19 protein-coding genes and 1 pseudogene are annotated in these 24672 nt (G+C 38.7%); 13 read left to right on the top strand and 7 right to left on the bottom strand.

Going from position 1 to position 24672, the window contains the following annotated elements; all coding sequences use genetic code 11:
• Positions 1-492: 492 nt before the first annotated feature.
• The 3 genes from B1NLA3E_RS13080 to B1NLA3E_RS13070 form a co-directional block, all read right to left on the bottom strand.
• The gene (locus tag B1NLA3E_RS13080; RefSeq protein ID WP_015594307.1) at positions 493-2037 is read right to left on the bottom strand and encodes a solute symporter family protein; all 1545 of its coding nucleotides are present in this window, start codon (positions 2035-2037) and stop codon (positions 493-495) included.
• 20 nt (positions 2038-2057) lie between these two features.
• Positions 2058-2402: a DUF485 domain-containing protein gene (locus tag B1NLA3E_RS13075; protein ID WP_015594306.1), complete on the bottom strand. Its 345-nt coding sequence runs from the start codon at positions 2400-2402 to the stop codon at positions 2058-2060.
• A 238-nt stretch (positions 2403-2640) separates the two neighbouring features.
• Positions 2641-3783, bottom strand: coding sequence for an IscS subfamily cysteine desulfurase (locus tag B1NLA3E_RS13070; protein ID WP_015594305.1), 1143 nt, complete (start codon positions 3781-3783; stop codon positions 2641-2643).
• 106 nt (positions 3784-3889) lie between these two features.
• On the opposite strand from B1NLA3E_RS13070, the gene nadB reads away from it, so the two are divergent.
• The 3 genes from nadB to nadA are packed head-to-tail and all read left to right on the top strand — an operon-like array spanning position 3890 to position 7411.
• Entirely contained in the window at positions 3890-5488 is a 1599-nt protein-coding gene (gene nadB, locus B1NLA3E_RS13065; protein WP_015594304.1) for an L-aspartate oxidase, read from the top strand.
• Positions 5442-6281 carry a carboxylating nicotinate-nucleotide diphosphorylase gene (nadC, locus tag B1NLA3E_RS13060; RefSeq protein WP_015594303.1) on the top strand — a complete coding sequence of 280 codons (840 nt, stop codon included), beginning with the start codon at positions 5442-5444 and terminating at the stop codon, positions 6279-6281. The genes nadB and nadC overlap by 47 nt, the downstream gene beginning before the upstream one ends.
• A 26-nt stretch (positions 6282-6307) precedes the next feature.
• Positions 6308-7411, top strand: coding sequence for a quinolinate synthase NadA (gene nadA / locus B1NLA3E_RS13055; RefSeq protein ID WP_015594302.1), 1104 nt, complete (start codon positions 6308-6310; stop codon positions 7409-7411).
• Positions 7412-7472: 61 nt separating this feature from the next.
• On the opposite strand, the gene B1NLA3E_RS13050 is transcribed toward nadA, so the two are convergent.
• Complete coding sequence (locus B1NLA3E_RS13050; RefSeq protein WP_015594301.1) at positions 7473-8807, bottom strand: APC family permease; 1335 nt, start codon at positions 8805-8807, stop codon at positions 7473-7475.
• A 338-nt stretch (positions 8808-9145) separates the two neighbouring features.
• On the opposite strand from B1NLA3E_RS13050, the gene B1NLA3E_RS13045 reads away from it, so the two are divergent.
• The 7 genes and pseudogenes from B1NLA3E_RS13045 to B1NLA3E_RS13010 all read left to right on the top strand — a co-directional run bounded on the left by B1NLA3E_RS13045 (position 9146) and on the right by B1NLA3E_RS13010 (position 19677).
• Positions 9146-11722: a helicase-related protein gene (locus tag B1NLA3E_RS13045; protein WP_015594300.1), complete on the top strand. Its 2577-nt coding sequence runs from the start codon at positions 9146-9148 to the stop codon at positions 11720-11722.
• A 584-nt stretch (positions 11723-12306) separates the two neighbouring features.
• Complete coding sequence (locus tag B1NLA3E_RS13040) at positions 12307-14493, top strand: malate synthase G (RefSeq protein ID WP_015594299.1); 2187 nt, start codon at positions 12307-12309, stop codon at positions 14491-14493.
• Between the two features lie 385 nt (positions 14494-14878).
• Entirely contained in the window at positions 14879-15778 is a 900-nt protein-coding gene (locus B1NLA3E_RS13035) for an NAD(P)-dependent oxidoreductase (protein ID WP_015594298.1), read from the top strand.
• A 138-nt stretch (positions 15779-15916) separates the two neighbouring features.
• The gene (locus B1NLA3E_RS13030) at positions 15917-16738 is read left to right on the top strand and encodes a uroporphyrinogen-III synthase (protein ID WP_015594297.1); all 822 of its coding nucleotides are present in this window, start codon (positions 15917-15919) and stop codon (positions 16736-16738) included.
• A 212-nt stretch (positions 16739-16950) separates the two neighbouring features.
• The gene (locus tag B1NLA3E_RS13025) at positions 16951-17433 is read left to right on the top strand and encodes a flavodoxin domain-containing protein (protein WP_015594296.1); all 483 of its coding nucleotides are present in this window, start codon (positions 16951-16953) and stop codon (positions 17431-17433) included.
• Between the two features lie 44 nt (positions 17434-17477).
• Complete coding sequence (locus B1NLA3E_RS13020) at positions 17478-18374, top strand: hypothetical protein (RefSeq protein ID WP_015594295.1); 897 nt, start codon at positions 17478-17480, stop codon at positions 18372-18374.
• Positions 18375-18517: 143 nt separating this feature from the next.
• Positions 18518-19677 (top strand): annotated as a pseudogene (locus B1NLA3E_RS13010) (IS3 family transposase).
• A gap of 138 nt (positions 19678-19815) precedes the next feature.
• On the opposite strand, the gene shc reads toward B1NLA3E_RS13010, so the two are convergent.
• A complete protein-coding gene (gene shc, locus B1NLA3E_RS13005; RefSeq protein ID WP_015594294.1) occupies positions 19816-21705 on the bottom strand; it encodes a squalene--hopene cyclase in 1890 nt (629 codons plus the stop codon).
• Between the two features lie 184 nt (positions 21706-21889).
• Here shc and B1NLA3E_RS13000 point away from each other — a divergent pair, with 184 nt between their 5' ends.
• Together B1NLA3E_RS13000 and B1NLA3E_RS12995 are read left to right on the top strand one after the other, a co-directional pair.
• Positions 21890-22954, top strand: a complete 1065-nt coding sequence (locus B1NLA3E_RS13000; protein WP_015594293.1) for a DUF2515 domain-containing protein — start codon at positions 21890-21892, stop codon at positions 22952-22954.
• Complete coding sequence (locus B1NLA3E_RS12995; protein WP_041580513.1) at positions 22881-23348, top strand: CBO0543 family protein; 468 nt, start codon at positions 22881-22883, stop codon at positions 23346-23348. Before B1NLA3E_RS13000 ends, B1NLA3E_RS12995 begins: the two co-directional genes overlap by 74 nt.
• 41 nt (positions 23349-23389) lie before the next feature.
• Here B1NLA3E_RS12995 and B1NLA3E_RS12990 read toward each other — a convergent pair whose 3' ends face one another.
• Entirely contained in the window at positions 23390-23656 is a 267-nt protein-coding gene (locus B1NLA3E_RS12990) for a YpbS family protein (protein ID WP_015594291.1), read from the bottom strand.
• A gap of 193 nt (positions 23657-23849) precedes the next feature.
• Here B1NLA3E_RS12990 and B1NLA3E_RS12985 point away from each other — a divergent pair, with 193 nt between their 5' ends.
• The gene (locus B1NLA3E_RS12985; RefSeq protein ID WP_015594290.1) at positions 23850-24170 is read left to right on the top strand and encodes a hypothetical protein; all 321 of its coding nucleotides are present in this window, start codon (positions 23850-23852) and stop codon (positions 24168-24170) included.
• Between the two features lie 137 nt (positions 24171-24307).
• On the opposite strand, the gene B1NLA3E_RS12980 is transcribed toward B1NLA3E_RS12985, so the two are convergent.
• Complete coding sequence (locus B1NLA3E_RS12980) at positions 24308-24586, bottom strand: hypothetical protein (RefSeq protein WP_015594289.1); 279 nt, start codon at positions 24584-24586, stop codon at positions 24308-24310.
• Positions 24587-24672: the final 86 nt, after the last annotated feature.

Raw genomic sequence — 24672 nt, 5'->3', positions numbered from 1 at the left:
GGGGGAAAATGTTTTAAAGACCTCACTCCTTCATCTGTCATTAGTATTTAGTTATACTGTATCTATACGTGTACCTACGGGAAGTTGTACTAAACGTTTCCATTAAATCAAGAAAAATCCACTACTATCCACTAAAGATATTTACCCATAAAAAAGATAATAATCAGGAAAAATCGCTAATTAATGGCTTGCCCAAATTTTAAAAAGGTGTTGGGAGCAGGACAAAACAAAAAAATCCCCCTCTTGGATTTCAAGAGGGGGAAAATATATTAATTGGGGTAGGTGGATATCTTAAATATTGGCTCTGTTAAACTAGAATGTTGATTTCCGTTTCAGGCACTCGCGCACCTTAGGGGCGGGAGGTGAGCCTCCTCGGCGCTGAAGCGCCTGCGGGGTCTCACCTGTCCCGCTGCTCCCGCAGGAGTCTTCGTGCCTACCACTCCAATCAACATTGTGCAAAAATCAATATTGAGCTATAACACAGCCTAAAAGTTAGGAATTCAGCGTATTATGAATTCCAGTATTAGCTTTCACCAGAATTTCATCAAACTTCTTAACATCAGCTTTCTTAGATGATAGAAGGGTACCAACAATGGCGGCAATAAATCCGACTGGAATGGAAATGATTCCTGGATTGGTTAAACTTATCAGCGGTTTACCTACAAAGATTGCTACACCAGCCTCAGGAGACCAAACGTTTGGACTGATTGCAACAAGAACTAAAGAGGTAATTAATCCAACTAGCATCCCCGTGATTGCACCTGTTGTATTGAATCGTTTCCAAAAAATTGTGAACAAAATAATTGGTAGGTTAGCACTTGCTGCTACAGCAAAAGCTAGGGCTACTAGGAAAGCAACATTCATTTTTTGTGCAAACAGCGCTAGGATGATCGATAATACTGCAACACCTATCGAAGCCCAACGTGCTGCGACAATTTGTTCTTTTTCAGTGGCTTGTCCGCGGCGGACAATGTGACTATAAAAATCGTGCGCAAAGGCGGAGGCTGCTGTAAGAACGAGACCAGCAACTACTGCTAGAATAGTAGCAAAAGCTACTGCAGATATAAAAGCAAACAGGAAGTCTCCACCTAGTGCTTTTGCTAAAAGTGGCGCAGCCATATTGCCTGCTGCGTTAGCTGCTACAATATTGTCATAGCCTACAAAGGCAGCTGCCCCAAAACCAAGGAAAATCGTCATAACATAGAAGATTCCGATTATCCAGGTAGCGTATACAACAGATTTACGAGCTGTAATGGAATCTTTTACAGTAAAGAAGCGAATTAAGATGTGCGGTAATCCTGCTGTACCTAAGACAAGGGCTAAATTAAGTGAGATCGTATCTAACGGGTTGGTAAATTTGTTTCCTGGATTTAGGAAAGTTCCGGCTAAAGGTGTGGCTGATTTCATGGCAGTAAACATTTTCATTACATTAAAATCAAATTTTGAAAATACGATCATTGAGATAATAAACGTTCCAACCATTAATAAAACCGCTTTAACGATTTGTACCCAGCTTGTTGCAGTCATTCCACCAAACACAACGTAAACTGTCATTAATGTTCCAACGATGAGGACAGCGTATACATAATCAATACCTAGTAAAAGCTTGATCAGACCACCTGCTCCTACAAGCTGTGCAATCATGTAAAAAATAGAAATGGTCATTGTATTTAGGGCTGCGACACCTCGGATTTTTTTATCATTGAAACGTGCCGCTATCATGTCTGCTAATGTATATTTTCCTAGATTTCGGAGGGGCTCCGCTACCACATAAAGAACAACTAAGTAGGCAACTAGAAAGCCAATGCTATAAAAGAATCCATCGAAACCGGTTAGGGCAATCATTCCGGCAATACCTAGGAATGATGCAGCGGACATGTAATCACCTGCAATTGCCATTCCGTTTTGCCATCCTGTTAAGCTGCTGTCTGCAGTATAGAAGTCGCTGGTTGTTTTCGTCCTTTTCGAAGCAAAGTAGGTAATAACAAGCGTTAGACCAACAATGATCAAAAATAGTATGAATGCGAGTTTATTCAAAACTTTTCCCCCTTAGTTCACTAGTTCTGAGATTCTTCGATAATTCCCTCGACCATTTGATCAAATTTTCTAGCTTTTCCAGAATAAATGCCACATAGGGACCAAGTCATAATGAACTGAGCTGATCCAAACACCCATGCCCAAGTAATGTCACCAAAAGCTTTCTGATTCAGGATGTCAGAGTAAGCGGTCAGAACGGGCAGTGTAAAATAAAACACTAAGAAAAATATTGACATGGGTACAATAAAGCCTCTTTTTACGCGAAGTAGTTTTTGAAATGAAGCTGTTTTGACAATCTTCGAATAATCAAGTTCTGCGCCATTATCATCAAAACCTTTATTGAAAGCCTTTTCATTAACTGCCATAAAAATCCTCCCCTATGATCGATTTGTATTGGTTGTCTACCAAATACAGTCTTTATTATAGCTTCTGCTAATATTTTTGTAAATTCAGAATATTATAAAATCTTTCATCATTTTTCACCATATATTTCGTTTAAAATGGAAAATATCTTGATTTTAGACATAAAAAGAAAAACCCCCAACAAAAATAAAGTAGGTTGGGGACAAATTTTGTAGTTTTTATTGTTGAACATAGTATGAATTAATTCTCACTAATTGAATAAACGGTTTTAACAAATAAATTAGCAAGGTTTCTAATATCGTCCTCAATTACATCTCGACCTAAAGAGATTCGAAAATACTCTTTTGCTTTTTTTCCCGAAAGTCCTAACGCAATCATCGATTGTGAGGGAGATTTCATTCCACTATGGCAGGCGCTACCAGTTGAAATAGCAAACCCATTACGATTGCACTCCAACAGCATCCATTGACCTTCAACCCCTATGATGCTCATTCCAATTATGCTTGGTAACTGATGTTGGTCACCAATGGATCCGTGTATGATAATCCGATCTGAAACTGGTCCTAGAGAATCAATCAAGATCTTCCGTAGGTTCAAATAGTGAACCATGTCTTGATCAAGAGTTGAATTCGCTTTTTTTGCAGCAATCGTCATTGCAGCAATTCCAGCCACATTAATAGTTCCAGGCCGGAATCCTTTTTCATGGGTAGTGTTTGGAAAAACAGGTACCCATGTCAATTGAGGACGAATGTAAACTGCGCCCGTACCCTTTGGACCATAAAACTTGTGACCTGATAAAGAAAGGCTATCAATATATGGAGTAATCTGTTTTAGATTCCACTTACCAAATGTTTGAACACAGTCAGAATGGAGAAGGATGCCATGTTTTTGGCAAAGTTTGCCGATTTCAACAATGGGTTGGACTGTCCCTATTTCTGAATTCCCATGCTGAATGACAGCCATGATTGTATCCTCACAGATTGCCTGAGCAAATTCAGAGACTTCTATTAAGCCCTCATCATTAAAAGGTAAATAAGTGATCCGAAATCCGTTAAGCTTTAAACGATCGATTACACTTTGAATGGAAGAATGCTCAGCAATTGTCGTGATAATATGATTACCATCTTTCTTATTCCCTGAAAGTAACGATTCAATTGCTAGAAAGTTCCCTTCTGACCCTCCACTTGTAAAGAAAATCCCTTCTTTTTCAGCATTTAGCATTTGTGAGAACTCAATACGGCAGTTTTCTAATAATTGACTGGCTTCATCACCAATATCATGGAGGCTTTGGGAATTACCATAATGTTCAGTCGCGATTTTAACATATACAGAAGCAGCGTCTTGGTCTAAGGGACAGGTTGCGGCGTAATCGAAATATTTCATTTTTCCTCTCCAGTTAACTGTAAATTTCAAAAAATACTTGTCATAAGTGTAAAACTGTGTAAAGATATGTGTCAAGACACATGTTTAGTCTCAGGAGGGAACAATCTTGAAAAAAGCTGACGTGATTATTATCGGAAGTGGAATTGCGGCGTTGCAAATGGCGCACCACATAAATTCAAATAAGAATGTGATGATACTCACAAAGTCTAATATTAAAGACAGTAACTCATCTTTAGCACAGGGAGGAATTGCTGCCTCTGTTGGCAAAAACGATCACTTTTATTATCATAGCAAAGATACAATGGATGCGGGTCGGTATCACAACAATGAAGAGGTTGTTTTCAAAATAACAAAAGAAGCACCCCAATTAATAACGGACCTACGGCAAAAAGGATTTTCTTTTGATGAAGATCGTTTAGGGCAAATGTTGCTAGGAATGGAAGGCGCCCACAGTAGGAATCGTATCGTTCATTCAGGTGGGGATGCAACAGGGAAACATGTCATTGATTTCCTTGTCGATACTTTAAAAAATAATATCTCTGTTATTGAAGATATTTTTGTATATGAATTAATAATTAATGAAAAACAGCAATGTATCGGTGTAAAAGGAAAAGATTCCGTTGGAAATATCCAATATTATTTCTCAGACCACACTGTTATTGCTACAGGTGGTTGTGGTTATTTATATAGTCTAACGTCCAATAGTCCGAATGTAACTGGTGATGGGATCGCTATGGCATATCTTGCTGGAGCGGAAATCACGGATATAGAATTTATCCAGTTCCATCCCACCATGCTAGTTAAAAATGGTCAGATATGCGGACTAATTTCAGAAGCTGTTCGAGGACAAGGGGCAATTCTTAAAACAAAGAATGGGAAAGCAATCATGGACGATATCCATCCATTAAAGGATTTAGCTCCCCGCCATATTGTTTCACAAACCATTTTTGAATATCTCCAAAATGGAGAAGAGATATTTCTTGATATAACAATGATTGAACATTTCGCGAAAAAGTTTCCAAGTATAACAGCCTTATGTATTCAAAATAATATTAATTTGAAGGCAGGAATGATTCCTGTTGTCCCCGGAAGTCATTTTCTCATGGGTGGCGTAAAGGTTGACATGAATTGTCAAACCAATATTACTGGTTTGTATGCGATCGGAGAGGTAGCCTGTACAGGTCTTCACGGAGCAAATCGTTTAGCCAGTAATTCACTCCTGGAAGGAATGTATTTTGGAAAGAGATTGGCAGAGCACATTAATTTAAGTACGGCTAGTAATGAGGACATCCAATTTCCATTAAAATCAAAAAGGCCAATCTTTATGCCACTATCCTTCCCAGACAAGAACGAATTAAGAAGGACGATGATGGAACAGGTTGGGATTGTCCGAAATAGAGAAGGATTACAATGGCAAAAGGATTGGCTTGAAGGCTTCGTACAACTTGAACAAGATTTTGGAGCATTTGATAATCTATCAGCTTCAGAGATTCAAAGCACGCTTGAATGCCTGACCTCTTTACTTATTACAACTGCGGCATTAGAAAGAACGGAGAGTCGTGGCGGCCACTTTAGATCTGATTTTCCTCTAGAGAATGATGATCATTGGCAAAATAAACAATTGATCTATCAATATGGAAAAGGGAGATTTGAAGAAGATGAACAAACTAAAGTTACGAGCTATGCTAGAGCAGTATTTTCTTGAGGATATGGGTGAACGGGATATCTCGACTGAACTCATTTTCGGAAAAGAAGAGTATGGTGAAATTTCCTTTATTGCAAAAGAAGACGGAATTTTTTGTGGTGAAGAAATTATCACTGTAGGATTCGGATTACTGAGTAATCAAAATAGGGTTGAGCTTTATGTTCATGATGGCAATAAAATTGAAAAAGGCCAAATCCTTGCTAGGGTAACAGGAAACATATCGGATTTGTTATCGGGTGAAAGGGTAATCCTTAATTTAGTTCAAAGAATGAGTGGTGTAGCCACTTTAACCCATAATGCGGTTTCAAAATTAAACGGTACGAAAACACGTATTTGTGATACGAGAAAAACAACACCAGGTTTACGAATGTTAGAAAAATATGCGGTCCGAATTGGCGGCGGCTATAATCACCGTTATGGGTTGTATGACGGAGTCATGATTAAAGACAACCATATTTCCTTTGCCGGTTCAATTACAAAAGCTGTCGTAAAAGTTCGGGAACAAATCGGGCATATGGTGAAAATAGAAGTTGAAACTGAAACGTTGGAACAAGTAAAAGAAGCTATTGCCTCGGGTACCGACGTTATCATGTTCGACAATCGAACTCCTGAAGAAATTAAAGCTTGGATTGATTTAGTTCCTGATTCAATTATTACAGAAGCTTCTGGCGGAATCACGCTGGAAAACGTAGCTTCATACGGCAGTACAGGTGTTGATTATATTTCACTTGGTTTTTTGACTCACTCAGCTAAGGCAATTGATATTAGTGTTAAAGTATCAATCACATCTTGATGATACATTCATAGGGGGGGAATTCGATGAATTTATTAGATACTCTCGTAAAAACTACTTCTATTCCTGATTATTTTAGGTTTATGAATCGGGAAGAATTGGAGGAAAGAGTAAGAGAGGTAAAGGCTAGGCTAGGAAAAAAGTTATTTATTCCAGGGCATCACTATCAAAAGGATGAAGTGTTTCAGTTCGCTGATGCTACCGGAGATTCCTTGAAGCTTGCTCAATATTCTGCGGAAAACAAAGATGCCGAAGCAATTGTTTTTTGCGGTGTTCATTTTATGGCAGAAACTGCAGATATTCTTACCGCAGAGAATCAAACAGTATATTTACCAGACATGCGTGCTGGTTGCTCGATGGCTGATATGGCCGATATTTTTCAAACAGAAAGAGCATGGCAGGAATTAATAGACTTATTGGGTGAAACGATCATTCCCTTGACCTACGTTAATTCAACTGCAGCGATTAAAGCTTTTGTGGGGCGTCATCACGGGGCAACTGTAACCTCGTCTAATGCAGAAAAAATGGTGAAATGGGCATTGGAGAGAAATAAAAGACTATTATTCTTGCCAGATCAACACCTTGGTCGAAATACGGCGTTTAATCTCGGCATCAAGCTAGAAGAAATGGCTGTGTGGGACCCAATCCTTCATAGACTAGAAACAAGAGTAGAAATCGATAAAATCAAAGTGATTCTTTGGAAAGGGCATTGCTCCGTTCATGAAAATTTCACGGTGGAAAATATTTTGCAAACTAGAGAACAATATCCGGAAATGAATATTATTGTTCATCCTGAATGTAGACGCGAAGTGGTCGCTTTATCAGATTACGCAGGTTCCACCAATTATATTATTGACCGGATTAAAGAGTCCAAAGCAGGTTCATCATGGGCAATTGGTACGGAAATGAATTTGGTCAAACGAATCATCCACCAATATCCAGATAAACATATTGTTTCCTTAAATCCGCATATGTGCCCCTGTTTGACTATGAATAGAATTGATTTACCACATTTGGTTTGGTGTCTGGATCAGATTGATAAAGGTGAAAATCACCATGTCATTAAGGTTGACGCTGAAATTGCCAAAGATGCAAAGCTTGCACTGCAACGGATGTTAGATCTGGCCTAACCGATAACAAAGCCCCCATCACTCATTTGAGTAGTGGAGGCTTTATTTTTTTTTTATTAGGTTAGCTTGCTTTAGAAAAATCATTGTTTTGTTTAATCGAGTTTAATTTTGCATAAACTGGAAGTCCGATCAAACCTGTACAGATGGATAGGAGTGCATCAAAAGGAGTGTTGATAAGAGTACTTACAATGATATAAATGGCTCCTAGAACGGCAATGATTGGTGTTAATGGGAATAACGGGACTCGATAAAGACCTTTGTTTCCAATTCCTCTTTTACGGAGTAAAAATACAGCAATAAAGGCTAAACTATAAAATGAAAACACTGTAAATATGGCTATGTCTGAAAGCCGATCAGGATTTCCTAGTGTCATCATTAAAATGGCGATAACGATCTGAAGAATTGTTGCCATTACAGGTGTTTGAAATTTAGGATGGATCATTGAAAATATTTTCGATCCAGGTAGTAATCCATTTTCCGCCATCGCAAACGGGATTCTTGGGAAAGATAATATTTTTCCATTTAGACAACCGAAAATGGAAATTAATATTCCAATCGTGATGAGGTTTCCACCCATTTTACCAAAAAGGAGTGCAGCGGCAGTGCTAGCGGCATTCGGCCCCAACTCGACAATTTTGCTTGCGGGTAATACGTGAAGCATGGCAATGTTTACAGTTAAATAGGCGACAATGACAATAAGAATCCCTGAAATAATGGCTCTTGGTAGCGTTTTACTTGGGTTCTTCATTTCTCCTGCCATATAACCAACATTCATCCACCCATCATACGCCCAAAGGGTTGCTAAAACTGCAGCACCCATACTGAAGGAGTGACTATCGCCACTTCCCATATTAAGGATATGAACATCTCCTTGGGAAATTCCAAATATAGCAATAAGCGCTATCGGGATCAGTTTTCCAATCGTTGAAATGTTTTGGATAAGACCCCCATACTGTGTTCCTAATAAATTCATGAAACCAAGGAAGATAATTGATATAATACCAATATATATATGACTACCATCTGAAAAACCAAATAGACCGGCTACCAATGAACCAAAATATAAGCTGAGTGCGCCCATAATGGCTGGTCCGTAAATGAGGGTTTGCACCCAACCACATAAAAAACCCCATAGTTTTCCATAAACTTCTTCAATATAGGCATAAAGTCCGCCTGTTTTCGGGATTTTAACACTGACTTCCGCAATCGTTAATCCGCTGGCAAGCGTGATTATTCCACCTATAATCCAAGCCCATAGCGCTATGGTAGAGTTTCCTGTAGCTGAAATTACGATTCCTGGTTTCATAAAGATTCCAGAACCGATTACAGTTCCAACAACTAATGAGGTAGCAACAGCAAAACCAATGTTTTTCTTTAGATGGATTTCATTTTTCATGTCCGTCTCCTATGCACAAATGTATTTCTTGTCTCAAGACGGATTATAACATGGATACTATCTTAATATAACTTTTTAGAAAATTATTATTTTTTAGGCTGTGTTAAAAGCTCAAGGTTGATTTTTTGCACAATGTTGATTGGAGTGGAAGGCGCGAAGACTCCTGCGGGAGCAGCGGGGCAGGTGAGACCCCACAGGCGCTTTAGCGCCGAGGAGGCTCACCGCCCGCCCCTAAGGTGCGCGAGTGCCTGGAACGGAAATCAACATTCTAGTTTAACAGAGCCATTTTTTTAAATGTAAAACTGAAGGATTAATATTCAAAAAAGGAGTCCTAATATATGCATTCATTAATATCTATATATCCACAAGCGGTGGATCACACGAAAAAAAAGGTTTTTGAAGATATCAATCATTATTTAGAAACAAAGGAAACACAGCCTTCCTATCAACAATTTAAACTCGATCGTACCCATTTTCTAGAACAAATTTGGGCAAATGTTTGGATAAATAAAGCCTCTAATGCCATTAATAAAAAAGAAAAAAAGGCTTATTTAAGTGAAAGAGGTTTTGAAGTAGAAGGGGTAGATCGAAAGCTTATTAATCAATTATTTCGAACTGAAATTAGAAACTACCAGCCATTTAATGTGTTCGATTGGGTTGATGGAATCTTTCTTCATCAGGAGATAAAATGGCAGGAGCAATATAACAAGGCTAGAATATATTTTGCTAAAAAAAGGGAAGATGCGCTGCTAGCTGAAAAAAGGCGAAATGTTGAAATGGAAATTGAAGAGGTAACCCAAGATATTTTAGAAAATGAATATCTCCATTTATATCTATATATTCGCCATTACGCTTCAAAACATTTACTAAAAGATATTGAGCAAAATCCTAAATATGATGTCTCCAAAAACTATCAACATGAAACTCTCACCGTTACTTCCGAACATTTTTATGTTGATGATTATCCACTCGTATCGGAATTTTTTGGGGAACTAACCGGAGCGATAGAGGAATCGCTACAATGGGGTCGAAGCTATTATGAATATGAGACCTATTATTCAATTTATGAAAATCTTATTACAGAATATCTTTTTGAAATAGCACCAGGATTTATTATGGAACGTCCATCCGAAATGGTTAAGTTGTTTGAGGACACCCTTAACAAAAAATTAACAGAATCAATATTAATGGAAATTATTTCTGATTCCCTAATTGAACTTGCGGAGGATTATACGGTCTATATTCAAGAGGAATATGTTTCTGATTTATTGAATCTTGAAAAGATCCCCTTTGATGAAGAGGTGCATCGCAAAATATTTGAACAGGATCAGAAACAACGGGACAAACGAAAGGCCGATGAACTAGCTGAAATTAGACGGAAAAAGCAGGAAGAAGCGCGGGTCATCGAAGATGTATTCGGACAAGAATACCGAACGAGTGTAGGGCAAAATATTCGGTTTGTTTTGCATATTGGTGAAACCAACACCGGGAAAACCCATCAGGCATTGTCAAGAATGAAGGAAGCAAAGAGTGGGCTATACCTTGCACCACTGCGACTGTTAGCGTTAGAGGTTTTTGACAAACTAAACGCTGAAGGTGTTCCCTGTTCATTAAAAACAGGCGAAGAGGAAAAATTGGTATTGGATGCCACCCATTTTTCTTGCACGGTCGAAATGTTTCACGAAAAAGATCATTTTGAGGTGATTGTTATTGATGAGGCTCAAATGATCGCCGACAAAGATCGTGGATTTTCTTGGTACAAAGCGATTTCAAAAGCAAATGCCAAAGAAGTCCATATTATCGGAAGTCGTAATATTAAAGAAATGCTCTTGCAATTATTGGGTGAATCGGAAATTGAAATTTACGAGTATAGCCGGGAAATTCCACTTGAGGTCGAACAGAAGGAATTTAATTTGGTCCATTCAAAAAAGGGAGATGCTCTTGTTTGTTTTTCAAGAAGAAAGGTCCTTGAAACGGCTTCGAAACTGCAAACTAAAGGGATTTCCGTTAGCATGATATACGGAAGCATGCCACCTGAAACAAGGAAAAAGCAAATTCAGCGTTTTATTGATGGAGAAACAACCAGGATTGTTTCTACTGATGCGATTGGGATGGGTTTAAATTTACCAATCCGGCGGATTGTCTTTTTGGAAAATGAAAAGTTTGACGGAACAAGAAGGAGACGCTTGACTTCCCAGGAAGTGAAACAAATTGCTGGTCGGGCAGGGCGTAAAGGGTTGTATAATATTGGAAAAGTGGCGTTTACCTCGGATATTATTAAAATGAAAAACCTTTTACACCAAGAGGATGAAACGGTCCTTATTTTTGCCATTGCCCCGACAAATGGTGTATTTGAACGATTTCAAAAATATTATCATGATCTTGGAACTTTTTTCGACCTTTGGGATAAGTTCAACAGCCCGAAAGGAACAAAAAAGGCTTCACTGGCTGAAGAACGTGAGTTATATGAGCTAATATGTCATACGGAAATTGAAGCAAGGCTCTCTATGATGGATCTTTATGGATTTTTACATTTGCCCTTTTCATCAAAGGAATTAGGATTAAAGCACCAATGGCTTAAGACTGTCCAAGCCCTGATTGAAGGAAATCCACTTCCAGAACCGGTCATCAAAAAGAGAACTCTAGAGGAACTTGAGCTGTCGTACAAAGCAATTGGACTTCATCTCCTGTTTTTATATCGCTTGGATAGACGGACAGAAGCGCTTTATTGGGAAAGGCTTAGAGAAGAGATTAGTAATGATGTCCATGAACATTTAAAGCATGAAGTAAAAAACTATAAAAGCAAATGTAAGCGGTGTGGAAAAACTCTTCCTTTTGATTTCCCTTATCCCATCTGTGATTCTTGCCATACCGTGCGCTATCGCAGAGATTATGATGATTACAATAGGTATTAAACGATTGACCATACTTTTTAACAAAAAGGTATGGTTTTTTTGTTTGGCTGTATTAAAGCTCAATGTTGATTTTTGACACAATGTTGATTGGAGTGGAAGGCGCGAAGACTCCTGCCGGAGCAGCGGGACAGGTGAGACCCCACAGGCGCAAAGCGCCGAGGAGGCTCACCGCCCGCCCCGCGGAAAGCGAGCGCCTGGAACGGAAATCAACAGACCTATAGAACAGTGTCGAGAGTTTCTCGACAGCTTGGTGGCGTGAAACGCCATATTAGTTTTGTATTGAAAAGAGAATTGAAAAATCAAGAAAAAAAGTTATTGTAATTTTCAGGAAATAACTTCCTTTCTGTATATCTCTCTGTTACAATGTTGAATAAAATAAAAAATTGTTTTATAACAGGCAGGAATCAGGTCAATGTTGGAGAAATAGTAAAAAGTTAGATAGAGACATAGAAAAATAGGGGATTTTAGGAGTAACACATAAATCCTTTTTACGGAGAATACAATGGTTTAGGTTGTCTAGATTTCTCGAAGCCAACCTAGTCAACATGAAGATATTTTTAAACATTGAAAGGTAGGAAAAAATAATGAATGAATATGTTGAGAACGGTAATCTAAAAATTGCTTCCGTACTTTATGATTTTGTGAATTCTGAGGTGCTTCCTGGAAGTGGTCTTTCAAAGGATGCATTCTGGACAAACCTTGAAAAATTGATTGATGAACTATCTCCAGAAAATAAAGCATTGTTAGCACGACGTGATGATTTTCAAAAAAAGATTAATTCATGGCATTTGGAAAATAAAGGTGAATACGACTTTGACAAAAATAAAGAATTTTTACAGGAAATTGGTTATCTTGAGCCAAAACCTGAAGAATTCAAAATTTCAACGGACAATGTGGATGATGAGATTGCTTTACAAGGCGGACCACAGTTAGTCGTACCAATTAATAATCCTCGTTACGCAATCAATGCAGCAAATGCACGTTGGGGAAGTCTATATGATGCTCTTTACGGAACCGATGCCATTAGTGAGGAAAATGGAACAGAACGAAGGAAGGGATATAATCCACTCCGTGGTGCCAAAGTTATTACATATGGAAAGGGATTCCTTGACCAAGCGGTGCCACTTGCAAATGCATCACATAGTGACGCTGTAAAGTATTCCATTATTAACAAGGATTTATTGGTTAAACTGAGTAATGGTGAGACAGTTGGATTAAAGGATCCATCTAAATTAATAGGCTATCAAGGCCAGGCAGAAGAGCCTGTTGCACTCCTTTTGAAAAATAATAGAATCCATTTGGAAATTCAAATTGATCGAAACCATCCGATTGGAAAAGCTGATTCTGCAGGTGTGAAGGATATCCTTCTAGAAGCCGCAATCACGACAATTATGGATTGTGAGGATTCTGTTGCCGCAGTTGATGCTGAAGATAAGGTAGAAGTATACAGAAGTTGGTTGGGATTAATAAAAGGCGACATTGCAGCGACTTTTGCAAAAGGAAAAGGAGAAATGGTTCGGACACTCAATCCTGACCGCGTATATAAAACGGTTAATGGCGGAACGATTTCACTATCAGGACGCTCACTTATGTTTATCAGAAACGTGGGTCATTTAATGACAAGCAATGCCATTTTAGATAAAAATGGCCATGAAGTTCCAGAAGGGATTTTGGATGGAGTGTTCACAAGTTTAATTTCTAAGCACGAAATATTAGGGAATAGCAAATATAAAAACTCAGTAAAAGGTTCAATCTATATTGTTAAACCCAAAATGCACGGTTCAGAAGAAGCGGCATTTGCGAATAAACTTTTCGGACGGATTGAAGATTTGATAGATCTTAAGCGAAATACGATAAAAATCGGTGTAATGGATGAGGAACGCCGCACATCATTAAACTTGAAAGCATGTATTCGAGAGGTAAAAGAAAGGGTAGCATTCATCAATACTGGATTCTTAGACCGAACTGGTGATGAAATGCATACATCAATGGAAGCAGGTCCAATGATTCGTAAAGGTGATATGAAAACCTCCGTTTGGTTGAATTCTTATGAAAAATCAAATGTTTTTGCTGGTCTTGATTGTGGACTGCAAGGTCGTGCCCAAATTGGTAAAGGAATGTGGGCAATGCCTGATTTAATGGCCGGCATGCTTGAACAAAAAATTGGTCATTTAAAAGCGGGTGCCAATACAGCGTGGGTGCCATCACCAACCGCAGCAACCTTACATGCCACTCACTATCACCTAATAGATGCATTAGAAGTTCAAAACAAATTAAAGAAAGAATCAACAGACCTTGTTGATGGAATTCTTCAGGTTCCTGTGGAGCAAAATCCACACTGGACTTCAGAAGAGATCCAACAAGAGTTAGATAATAATGCACAAGGGATCCTAGGTTATGTCGTTCGTTGGGTGGAGCAAGGGGTTGGATGCTCAAAAGTTCTTGATATTAATAATATTGGATTAATGGAAGACAGGGCTACACTCCGTATTTCAAGTCAGCATATCGCGAACTGGTTACACCATGGTATTTGTACGAAGGAACAAGTTGTTGAGACTTTACAGCGTATGGCAAAGGTGGTTGATCAACAAAATGCTGGTGATGCTGCTTATCGTCCAATGGCTCCTAACTTTGAAGATTCTGTGGCGTTCCAAGCGGCATCAGATCTAATATTCTTAGGTTATAGTCAACCAAGTGGTTATACTGAACCCATTTTACACCGACGTCGTATTGAAGCTAAGGCAAAATTTCAAGCGCAAAAGGTCCAATAATAACGCAATAAAGTAGTGGGAAATGCGCCAATGTGCCCTGGGTAAAAACCTAGCACATTGGCTTCGTTTTTTTATAGAGATGCTGTTTTTAAGCTCAATTTTGATTTTTTGCACAATGTTGATTGGAGTGGAAGGCGCGAGACTCCTGCGGGAGCAGCGGGACAGGTGAGACCCCGCAGGAGCTTAGCGACGAGGAGGCTCACCGCCCCGCGGAAAGCGAAGCGCCTTGAACGGAAATCAACATTCTAGATCAACAGAGCCTATAGAGAAAAAGGAAGAGTGGAGAAATTTATGAGTAGATTTGCAGTGTATCTTAATATGATTAGACATATTCAGCTGTCGATGTTCCCAGGCAACAACAACCTAGTACAGGGGGGCTGGTGAAATGAGAATTGGGTTTATTGGAACAGGAGTAATGGGGAGCAGAATGGTGCGGAAATTGCTACAAGCAGGATACCAGGTGATGGTCTATAATCGATCCCCAGAAAAGGCCAAGGCCCTGTCAGGACTAGGTGCCCTCAGAAAAGAGGATATTGCCTCTTTAGCACGTAAATCAGATGTAATTTGTACGTGCCTACCAATGCCAAAAGATGTATCCGATGTCTATTTAGGATCCGATGGTGTGCTAGAAAATGCAAAACCACATACTATTTGCCTAGACTTTACTACGGTAGGAACTGAAACGAGTCGAGCAATTTTTTCAAAAGCATTGGAAAAAGGGATCGGTTATTTGGATGCCCCAGTTAGCGGTGGACCTGAAGGTGTTGATCAAGGAACGCTAACAATCATGGTAGGCGGTGGAATGTCAGCATTTTTGAAAATCGTTCCAATTCTCGAGGTTCTTGGGGAAAAAATCGAATATTTAGGGCCGAGTGGGTCTGGGAGCACAGCAAAATTGATCAATCAGTACCTTGTCGCTGTGCATTCTATCGCCGCTTCAGAAGCTATGGTAGCAGGGACTGCCTTAGGTCTTGATTCCGAACAGCTTTACCGGCTACTAAAAGTAAGCTATGGTGATAGTCGAATATTAAGACGGCATATGAATCAGTTTGTCCTTGACCGGGAGTTTGAACCTGGAGGAGCAATGAAATATTTGCATAAAGATGTCGCACTAGCCAATAACCTATTTGAACAAGCTGGTCTGAAACAGTTTTTAGGACGTATTGCTGAACAATCATTTGCTGGGGCAATGGAACAGGGGTTGTCAGAGAATGATATGTCTGCGATTATTAAACCACTGGAAAAAGAATGCAACGTGGTTGTTAGTAGAAGAGGGTTTAATTAACCGAGTACCTTAAATGGACAGCTTATTTTGATAATAAGCTATTTTTGGTGAGATCTCCTATCGCTAAAGATTAGTTTTTATTCACAATGTTTGGTAATCTGAATGAAAGAAATCATATAGAAATGGGGAATGTGTATTATGGGAAAAGGTTTAACTGGGAAAAGAATTGTCATTGCTGGCACAAGGAAAACGGATGAAATTACAGCATTAATTGAGAAACAAGGGGGATCTGCTGTCGTTCGACCTTTACAGGGAACCGTATTTTTGGCAGAAAAAGAGGTAGAACCAGATCTGCGAAAGTTTGTTCACGATGGAGCAGATTGGGTTATTTTAACAACAGGTATTGGAACCGATACCCTGATCGACCTTGCTGCTAAAATGGGTATTCAAGATAGATTTTTGAAAATTATTAATGAAGCAAAAATTGCTTCGCGGGGCTATAAAACATTAGCCGTTATCAAGCGATTAGGAATTACGCCTGTTGCTGTTGATGACGATGGTACCAATAGAGGGCTTGTTCGAGCTCTAGAGAAGATTGATTTTACAGGAAAAAGAGTCATGGTACAGCTTCATGGAGAAGCGGCTCCAGCTTTAATCCGTTTTCTAGAAAAGAAGGGTGCGGTAGTGCAACAAATATTACCCTATCAACATACTCCCCCTCAAGTGGAAACAGTCGAACAATTATGCCAAGAGCTCCTACATAACGAGGTAGATGCTGTTTGTTTTACAACGGCTATTCAAGTGAAATCACTGTTTGATTATGCAAGAGATAATGGATACATAAATGAAATTGTAAACGCCTTTAATACCAACACGGTTGCTGTTGCGGTTGGGAAAATTACCGCAGAGGCGATTAGAGAGGAAGGAATCGAGAGGTTAGTTGCTCCTGAGATAGAACGGATGGGTGCAATGGTTATTGCATTGTCTCACTATTATGAGGAAGAGGCTAAAGTCAAATAATTCAGGTAATCGACGGTGAACACTTAGTGTTCGCCGTTTTCAATTTGGAGAATAATTAAGACCCAATCTTTGTTTCATAATTCAATAAACTTTCGTTATTTATGATGGGAAATTTACCAAAATAATCTATTATTAAGATATAGGAAATGTGCATTAATGAACATGGTTTGGATTTTGTCTGTTCATGAGAAAAATAGAAAGAAGGGTTTAATGTGACTAATCTTATAGTCTATTGCTCGTCGCATGGAACTACAGCAAAAGCTGCGCAGTTATTAGGTGAGAGCCTCGTTGGTAAGGTCGAATTGGTTGATTTAAGCAAGCATAAAAACCCAGATTTAACACCTTACGATGCGGTGATCATTGGCGGTTCAATCCATGCGGGAATGATACAGCGAAAGTTGAAAAAATTTATTACCATGAATCACGATACTTTATTAACCAAAAAAACCGGGTTCTTTCTTTGTTGTTTCCGCGAGGGTGCTGAAGCAAAAACCCAGTTTGAAACTGCCTTCCCACAGGATTTACGCACTCAAGCAGTTTCAGATGGCATATTTGGAGGGGAGTTCATTTTTTCAAATATGAACTTCTTTGAAAAGCAAATTATTAAAAAGGTTGCTGGTGTATCCTCTGACCAATCTAATTTAGATATTACTGCTATTAAGGAGTTTGCCGACAGGTTTAATCATGCTTCTTAAAGATTGTGTTATGGGAGTCTAATACTAAAAGGTGGTAAGCGAATATGAAATCAAAAAAAACCATTAGTATCCTGGTGCTTTGTATTGTTGCATTATCAATTATTGCGTCTTCGTACGGAGCTTTTTCTAGTCAGGGCCCAGGTGAACATGAATTTACTTCACTACAAGGACTCACTGTATCGATTTATGGTAAAGGATTATACAAGAATGATAGTGTCGATATGGCTGTACAAGCAAGGGCCCAGGATGTTATTACCTTAGTGCTTGGAGTACCATTACTACTCGTATCGCTGTATTTATTTAGGAAAGATTCATTAAAAGGAAGGCTGTTACTTGCGGGAACTTTGGGGTATTTCTTGTATACCTATGTTGATTACACTTTTTATGCCATGTATAATTCTTTCTTTTTATTGTTTGTAGCCCTGATGTCACTTAGTTTTTTTGCGTTTATTTTAACGATGATGTCATTTAATCTTAAAGCATTAAGTGCTGCTTTTACTCAAAAGCTTCCGGTTAAATTTATTGCGGGTGTTTTGTTGTTTTTAGGAGCTGTTGTGGGATTAATGTGGCTGGCCAGGATTGTGCCTCCAATATTTCAAGGAAAACCGAATTTAGGATTACAACATTACACCACTTTAGTGGTTCAGGCACTTGACCTGGGAATATTATTACCCACCTCAGTTATTGCAAGTGTGTTGTTGATAAAAAGAAATCCATTTGGCTATCTCTTGTCTACTATTCTTATAGTAAAAATGATCACGCTTTTAAGTGCCTTAACAGCAATGATCATTGGTCAGGCAATTGCGGGTATTCATATGAGCGTTGTAGAAATGTCAATTTTCCCCTTGTTTAATTTGATCACAATTGTAAGTATAGTCCTGATTTTGAAAAATATTAATGAGAATGGATATAATGATGTGAGCGCTCCGATTGTTGGATAAATTCTCCGAAAAAGGCCAATATCCATGTTTTAATGGATATTGGTTCTTTTTTGTAAAATTATTGGATGTAGACTAGAAGACGGACACGTAGAATTGGTCATTTGTTATAATGACAATTATATATAAAAGAGGACGTGTCTTTAGTGGGGAAACATTTTGATAACGAATATAAAATGCAAATAGCTCAACTAGTAGTGGATGAGGGCAAAAAGGCTACTCAGCTGGCAAGGGATCTAGATATTCCTATTGGAACAATTAGAAACTGGATACAAGTTTATAAGAGTAAAAAGAATGAAGGTTTTGTAGGTAGTGGAAACTTATCGCCTGATGTGAAGGCAGTTAAAGATCTTGAAAAGCAAATTAAGGATCTTCAGGAGGAAAACGCAATCTTAAAAAAGGCTATGCACATTTTCACGAAAAGCCCGATGTAATTTATGAGTTTATTAAGAATCACCAGCACGAGTTTCGTGTAGTGAAGATGTGCAGTGTTTTTGGTGTTTCTAAAAGTGGGTATTATGATTGGCTCAAACGAGACGAAAGCGAGCAGAGGATGGCCCGTAAAAGACTTACTGAGGAAATCAAAAATATATACTATAAATCTAAGAAGCGATACGGAAGCATTAAAATTACACGAGAACTACGTAAGACAGGATTTTCTGTATCAGAACGCCACGTTCAGAGGATCATGACAGAGGAAGGAATGAAATCCATAACAGCTCAGAAGTTCAAAGCTACGACCAATTCAGACCATGATAAGCATATTTATCCAAACCTTCTTGAACAAAACTTTAAGACATCTGGACCAGGAGTGGCGTGGGTATCTGATATCACCTACATTTGGACACGCCAAGGATGGTTATATTTGGCCAGCGTTATGGATCTTTATTCACGAAAAATCATCGGGTTTTCTATGAGCAGTCGTATGACCAAGGAACTGGTAATACAAGCGCTGGAACGAGCTGTGAGGCACCAGCCTCCTAAAAAAGGTCTGATCCACCATTCGGATCGGGGTAGCCAGTATGCATCTAAAGAGTATACAAAGATATTAAAAGACGCTGAAATACCAATAAGCATGAGTGGAAAAGGCAACTGTTATGACAATGCTTGCATTGAGTCATTCCACAGCGTAATTAAAAAAGAGCTCATATTTCACAAGGACTACAAAACGCGTAAGGAAGCAAAGAGCAGTATATTCGATTACATCCTGAGTTTTTATAATTCATGGCGAATCCACTCCACTTTGGATTATTCCACGCCAAATGAATTTGAAAAAGCCTATTATTTAAAAAACGAAGCTGCTTGATTCTAATAATTCCCCTCTCTGCTTTGTGACAAATCTGAAAGATTGTCACAAGGTGGAGAGGCCACCAAGCGGTAGCGCGGTAGAGGTTCCAAAAAGAAAAAAGCTAATATTTATGTCCGTTTTCTTGACGGAGGTCCATTATTGTTCTATTTTGAACCTTTTTTGATAGTGAGCTAGCGTAATCAGAGGAAAAATATAGCGGTAGCTGTGATAGTGAATATAAAAACCACCTGCCATTCCTTGCCCTGCGGGATAGGAAGTCGTCCAATCATCCTTTTCAATATTTTGAAGTAGATATTGGATACCTGCTTGGATGTTTGTGGTAGGTTGAGATGAGGCGGCAATCAAGGCATCCAATGCCCAGGCAGTATCAGTGAGAGTACTTGTGCCAAGAGGAACAAAATTCCCATTATTATCACTTTTACAAGATTCGCCCCAGCCTCCATCAGAATTTTGGACACTTTCAAGCCATTTCATTGCCTTTTTTATCGAATGATGTTTTGATGAGACTCCAATTGCCTTCAGGCCGGTAACAGCTGCCCACGTACCATAAAGGTAACAAATGCCCCAGCGCCCATACCACGAACCATTTTCCTCCTGTTGTTGCAATAACGATTCTAATCCCTTATTAATCATTGGACTATTTTTGGTTAGCTTCGTATAGGAACCAAAGAACTCCAGTGTTCTCCCTGTTAAATCTGCAGTTGAAGGGTCTGATAAGAAAAATTCTACTTTTTTGATTGGCAACCATTTAAGCCAATTTTGATTAATATTCCGTTCAAATGCTGACCATCCACCATCATCGTTTTGCATCGGTACCAGCCATTGAATTCCCTTACCCCAAGCTATTCTATAGCGGGCATCCACTTTAACTTTTCTGGCTATCGCTCTTAATGTGGCGGTCGTATCATCTACATCAGGGTTGATCGTATTCACATCAGAAAAACCCCATCCACCTGGCAAACCATTTGGAGCATGAATCCTCCAATCACCATATTTATTTTGTTGACGGGACAGCAAATAATCGTTTGCTTTTTCCACCATCGAATCGGAAGGAGATAGACCGGTTTCCTGTAAAGCGTAGCTAATTAAAGACGTATTCCAAACGTTAGCGGTCGTATATTGTATGTGAGTATGTCCGTTTATTTTCGTTTTCATTGCTTTTAATCCATCTACGGCTTTCACAATGATTGGATCATCTTTTCTATGGCCGAGAGCTAGTAAGGCAAAAATCATCAGAAAGGTTGAACTAAAATAACTATAAAAAGTCCCATCAGGCTCAATTCGGTCGAGCATATATTGTTTTGCACTTAGAATGGCTTGTTTATGAAGACGCTCGGGTAATCCAATCAAGCTTTTCACCCCCTGATAAATGGCGGAATGTAACGACCGCCACTCCTGTGAACGATTCCAACCAAAATTATCATCCATTCTCCCGAGTAATAGATCAGAAAGATCAGGGCTCTTTTCTGTCCGAATCTTAAACTTTTTATTAGCCAAAATCATAATTGGACTGAGATTGGCTCTCCCATATACAGAAAAGCTAAAGAAATTTAATGGAAAAGTAACTGGGAGTAGCATGAGTTCTACAGGAAGTGGAAAAAAAGTGGGCCATTTATATTGCCCGGTTAAGGCAAGCATAATCTTTGCTAGCTGATGGATATTGTCTAACCCACCCCTTGCTAAAATAAATCGCTTGGCTGCCTGGATCCTATCATCAGTTTCTTGATAATAACCTGAATATAGGAGGCTATAATACGCTTCTGTAGTTGAAGTGATATTTCCGTCTCCTTCATCATGAAAAAGCTTCCAGGCTCCATTTTTCTCTTGTTTACTTAATAGTCTTTCAGCAAGTTCCTGGATTAATTCCTCGTCATCTATCTCCAATGTTCTTAATAAGATAATCATATAGGAGTCTGTTGCGACCCCTGTTTCAAATGGGTAAGCCCAAGATCCATCGAACGATTGATCTTTTCGGAAAATGTCAATTAACCTTTGAATCTCTTTTTCTACATTTAATTTCTTCAATTGCCCTATCACTCCCAGCTTTTTGGCTTTTAACCAAAGATATTCTGAGGAAAAGTAGCGCATTACATAAAGGGAGGTATGTAAGATTTTTTTTCTGAAAAAAAATCAAAATAACCCACAGCTTCCCACCAACCTTCTGGAGATAAAGGAGGAATTAAAAAGAAAAAGTAAACAACCTCATAATATGCCATTTCAAGCACTAAACCTTTCGAGCGAAGAACAGAAGCTAATCCAACGTATTAACATCCAAACAAGCCTCCTGAATAAAAATAATGTGACAAGAACGAAGGCATACCTAGATTTTTATCAAGCCCATCCCGAAATACATTGGGCATTTTTGGGTCATATGGTATCAAGAAATGGCGGCTGGAACATGACGGATTTGCGAGGAGATCTGCTTTCTGGGTTATTGACGAAGAACGAGAAGAAATCGTATTTTGCCTTTTTAGAAAGAGGGAATTGGTTAATTTTTCAAGATGCTTATCCGCAATTTTTGCTTTATGAAGAGAGTCTGGCGAGAAAAAAATCGTTGTTTTACCTTTTAACCCATTTTCAAGTATCAACTTTTATGGAAACAATTTGGAATCATTTTTTCCTTCATCAGGATCGCTTTATTTTAACGGTGGCTTTGATTATTAACGAACAAAGTTATTTAGAGAAAAGGGTGGTCCAGCACCCTGTTTATAAAAAAGAGGTATTTGATACACTCGAATTTAAGCTTCAAGACCTTTTCTCCTTCACGCATATCCTTTTTCCATATAGGAAGGGAGGTAAGGTTCGTTTAGTCGGTCAAGTGCTTAGACATTTTGATAGTGTGAATGAACGGATAAAATTGGGGAAACGCCTCTATTCGTTACTTTTTCAAAATAAGTTTCAGCTACATCACTGCCAAAAATGGGCGAATTCGCAGCCACATACAGGATCCCGACAAGACTATTGGCCACATCTCTTTCATCATGTGAAGGAAGGCGTACCAAGTAAGGGGTATCAATTACGGCTATATTCTTGCCGAATTAAACCGGGTGCAGCAAGGTTCTTTAGCCCTGAACTACTATTTACTTGGAAGGACGTAGCCCATCCCGCAGCTGAAGCGGGTGATTGGTTTCATGATTGGCAGGTAATTGATTATTTCAAAAAAAAAGATCAGGATGAAAACGTTGACGGGGAGATTGAAAATGAATATTGTAAAGCAATTGAAAATCTTGAACTGGCGAACATGGCGAAAAAGGCACTTTCAATATTGGAATAAGAAATTTGCAGAGGTTTTTCCGACCATCATATTAGGAACTTTGATTGGTACGTATTTGGACCTTTATTTTGTAGGGAAGCAATTCTATTCTTTTCCAGCGAGGCCAATGCCTGAAATTTTCACAGTGAATGTTTTATTAACTTTGCTCGGTTTACCGATCTTTATTTTATTTTTTCTATTTATGGCAAAAAGATTGACTGTTTGGGGGAGAGCGGGGTTTATTTTGATATTAAGTCTGTTTGGGTCCATTTTAGAAAAGTTAGCGGAAGAAATGGGGTTATTTGTTCATTCCATTCACTGGAAACATTTTTATACCTTTTGGGGGTATTTCATTTACATGGTGGTCCTATTATCTTTCCACCTGCTTACAAAAAGTAGGGATGAATCGAAGTGAAAAATAACCGAGCAACCCCATAGCAGCTCGGTTTTTAATGCCTATTTTTGGCTAAGCTTGCTGACAAATTCCTGCACCATTGGAACGGAAACATAAAGGCGTTCAGGCAAGTTTTCGATTTTATTGGATAATTTATTCATTTTCTTTGTCACTTCATTAATTTTTTCTGTTGAAAAAGGCTGTCCCTGTTTACATAATGTGCATGCCTCATCAATATAAGCCTCACGTTGTTGTTCTAATAGTACAAAATCGTTAAGTATTTGATTTTGTCCATTCACGTGTTTCGATATCGCTTTATGTACACTCATTTCCGTCACACTCCAATATTTTTCATAAGTTCTTTTATTATATACTAACAAGTCCTTTAACTTAAATAAAAAGAACACAACGGTTGTGTTGGCAAATATACCACAAAATTTCCCTGAAACAGGCTATTTACCCAAGAATTTTATAGTCAAATGCATATTCTTTAGTGTGTTGTATAAAAGAGGAGGGATTCTTGTGAATAATGAATTACCATTTGCATCTCCAATAGAACAAGGTGATGAGAGAATTTTTGGGCGCCCATTTGGTCATTTTGGCGGATTTGGCTTCGGAAGACCGTTTGGCTTCGGGAGACCGTTTGGATTTGGCCGACCATTTGGTTTTGGCTTCGGTCGACCTTTTGGCTTTGGTTTCGGTGGACCCTTCGGCTTTGGCTTCGGAGCACCGTTCCTTGGTGGATTAGTGGCAGGTTCTTTGCTTAGTCCGCTAGCTTATGGTGGATATGGATATGGTTATCCGTATGGCTATGGATATGGTTATGGGTACCCATATTGGTGATAAGTTAATTAAACCCGATTAAAAATAATAGTATAAGTGGTGAATTAAAAAAATGGCGAGTTCAAACCGTTACAGTTTGCTCGTCATTTTTTTCATTTATTGATTCTTTAGTGAGAAAGTTGCTTTTATCATTTAGTTTAATCCTTTTCTTGCCTAAAATATATGATGGAAGTTTTCAAGGATGAATAGCTTCCAATTGCAGCATATCCGTAAAAGAACCCCATAAATATTCCAGTAGTAAAATGTCCACGATGGCTAATGAAAATAGAAATGATTAGCCCAATCACCACGGAAATTGTGGGGACATAGATTTTTGGTACTTTCGCTAGTATTTTTATAATCTGAGTAACGATGATAATAACTGGAACAGCAATCACAGCATCCCAAAAATTAGTATGGATAACAGGAAACCCCATCTTTAATCCCTCCTATGGTCATTTTAACCAAATATCCCCATGATATTTCACCTTTCAAACATGTTTTGGTTCATTACTCATAAGTT

Source organism: Bacillus sp. 1NLA3E (assembly GCF_000242895.2).
Taxonomy (GTDB): Bacteria; Bacillota; Bacilli; order Bacillales; family Cytobacillaceae; genus Bacillus_BU.
This window is presented reverse-complemented; position numbering and strand designations above follow the sequence as displayed.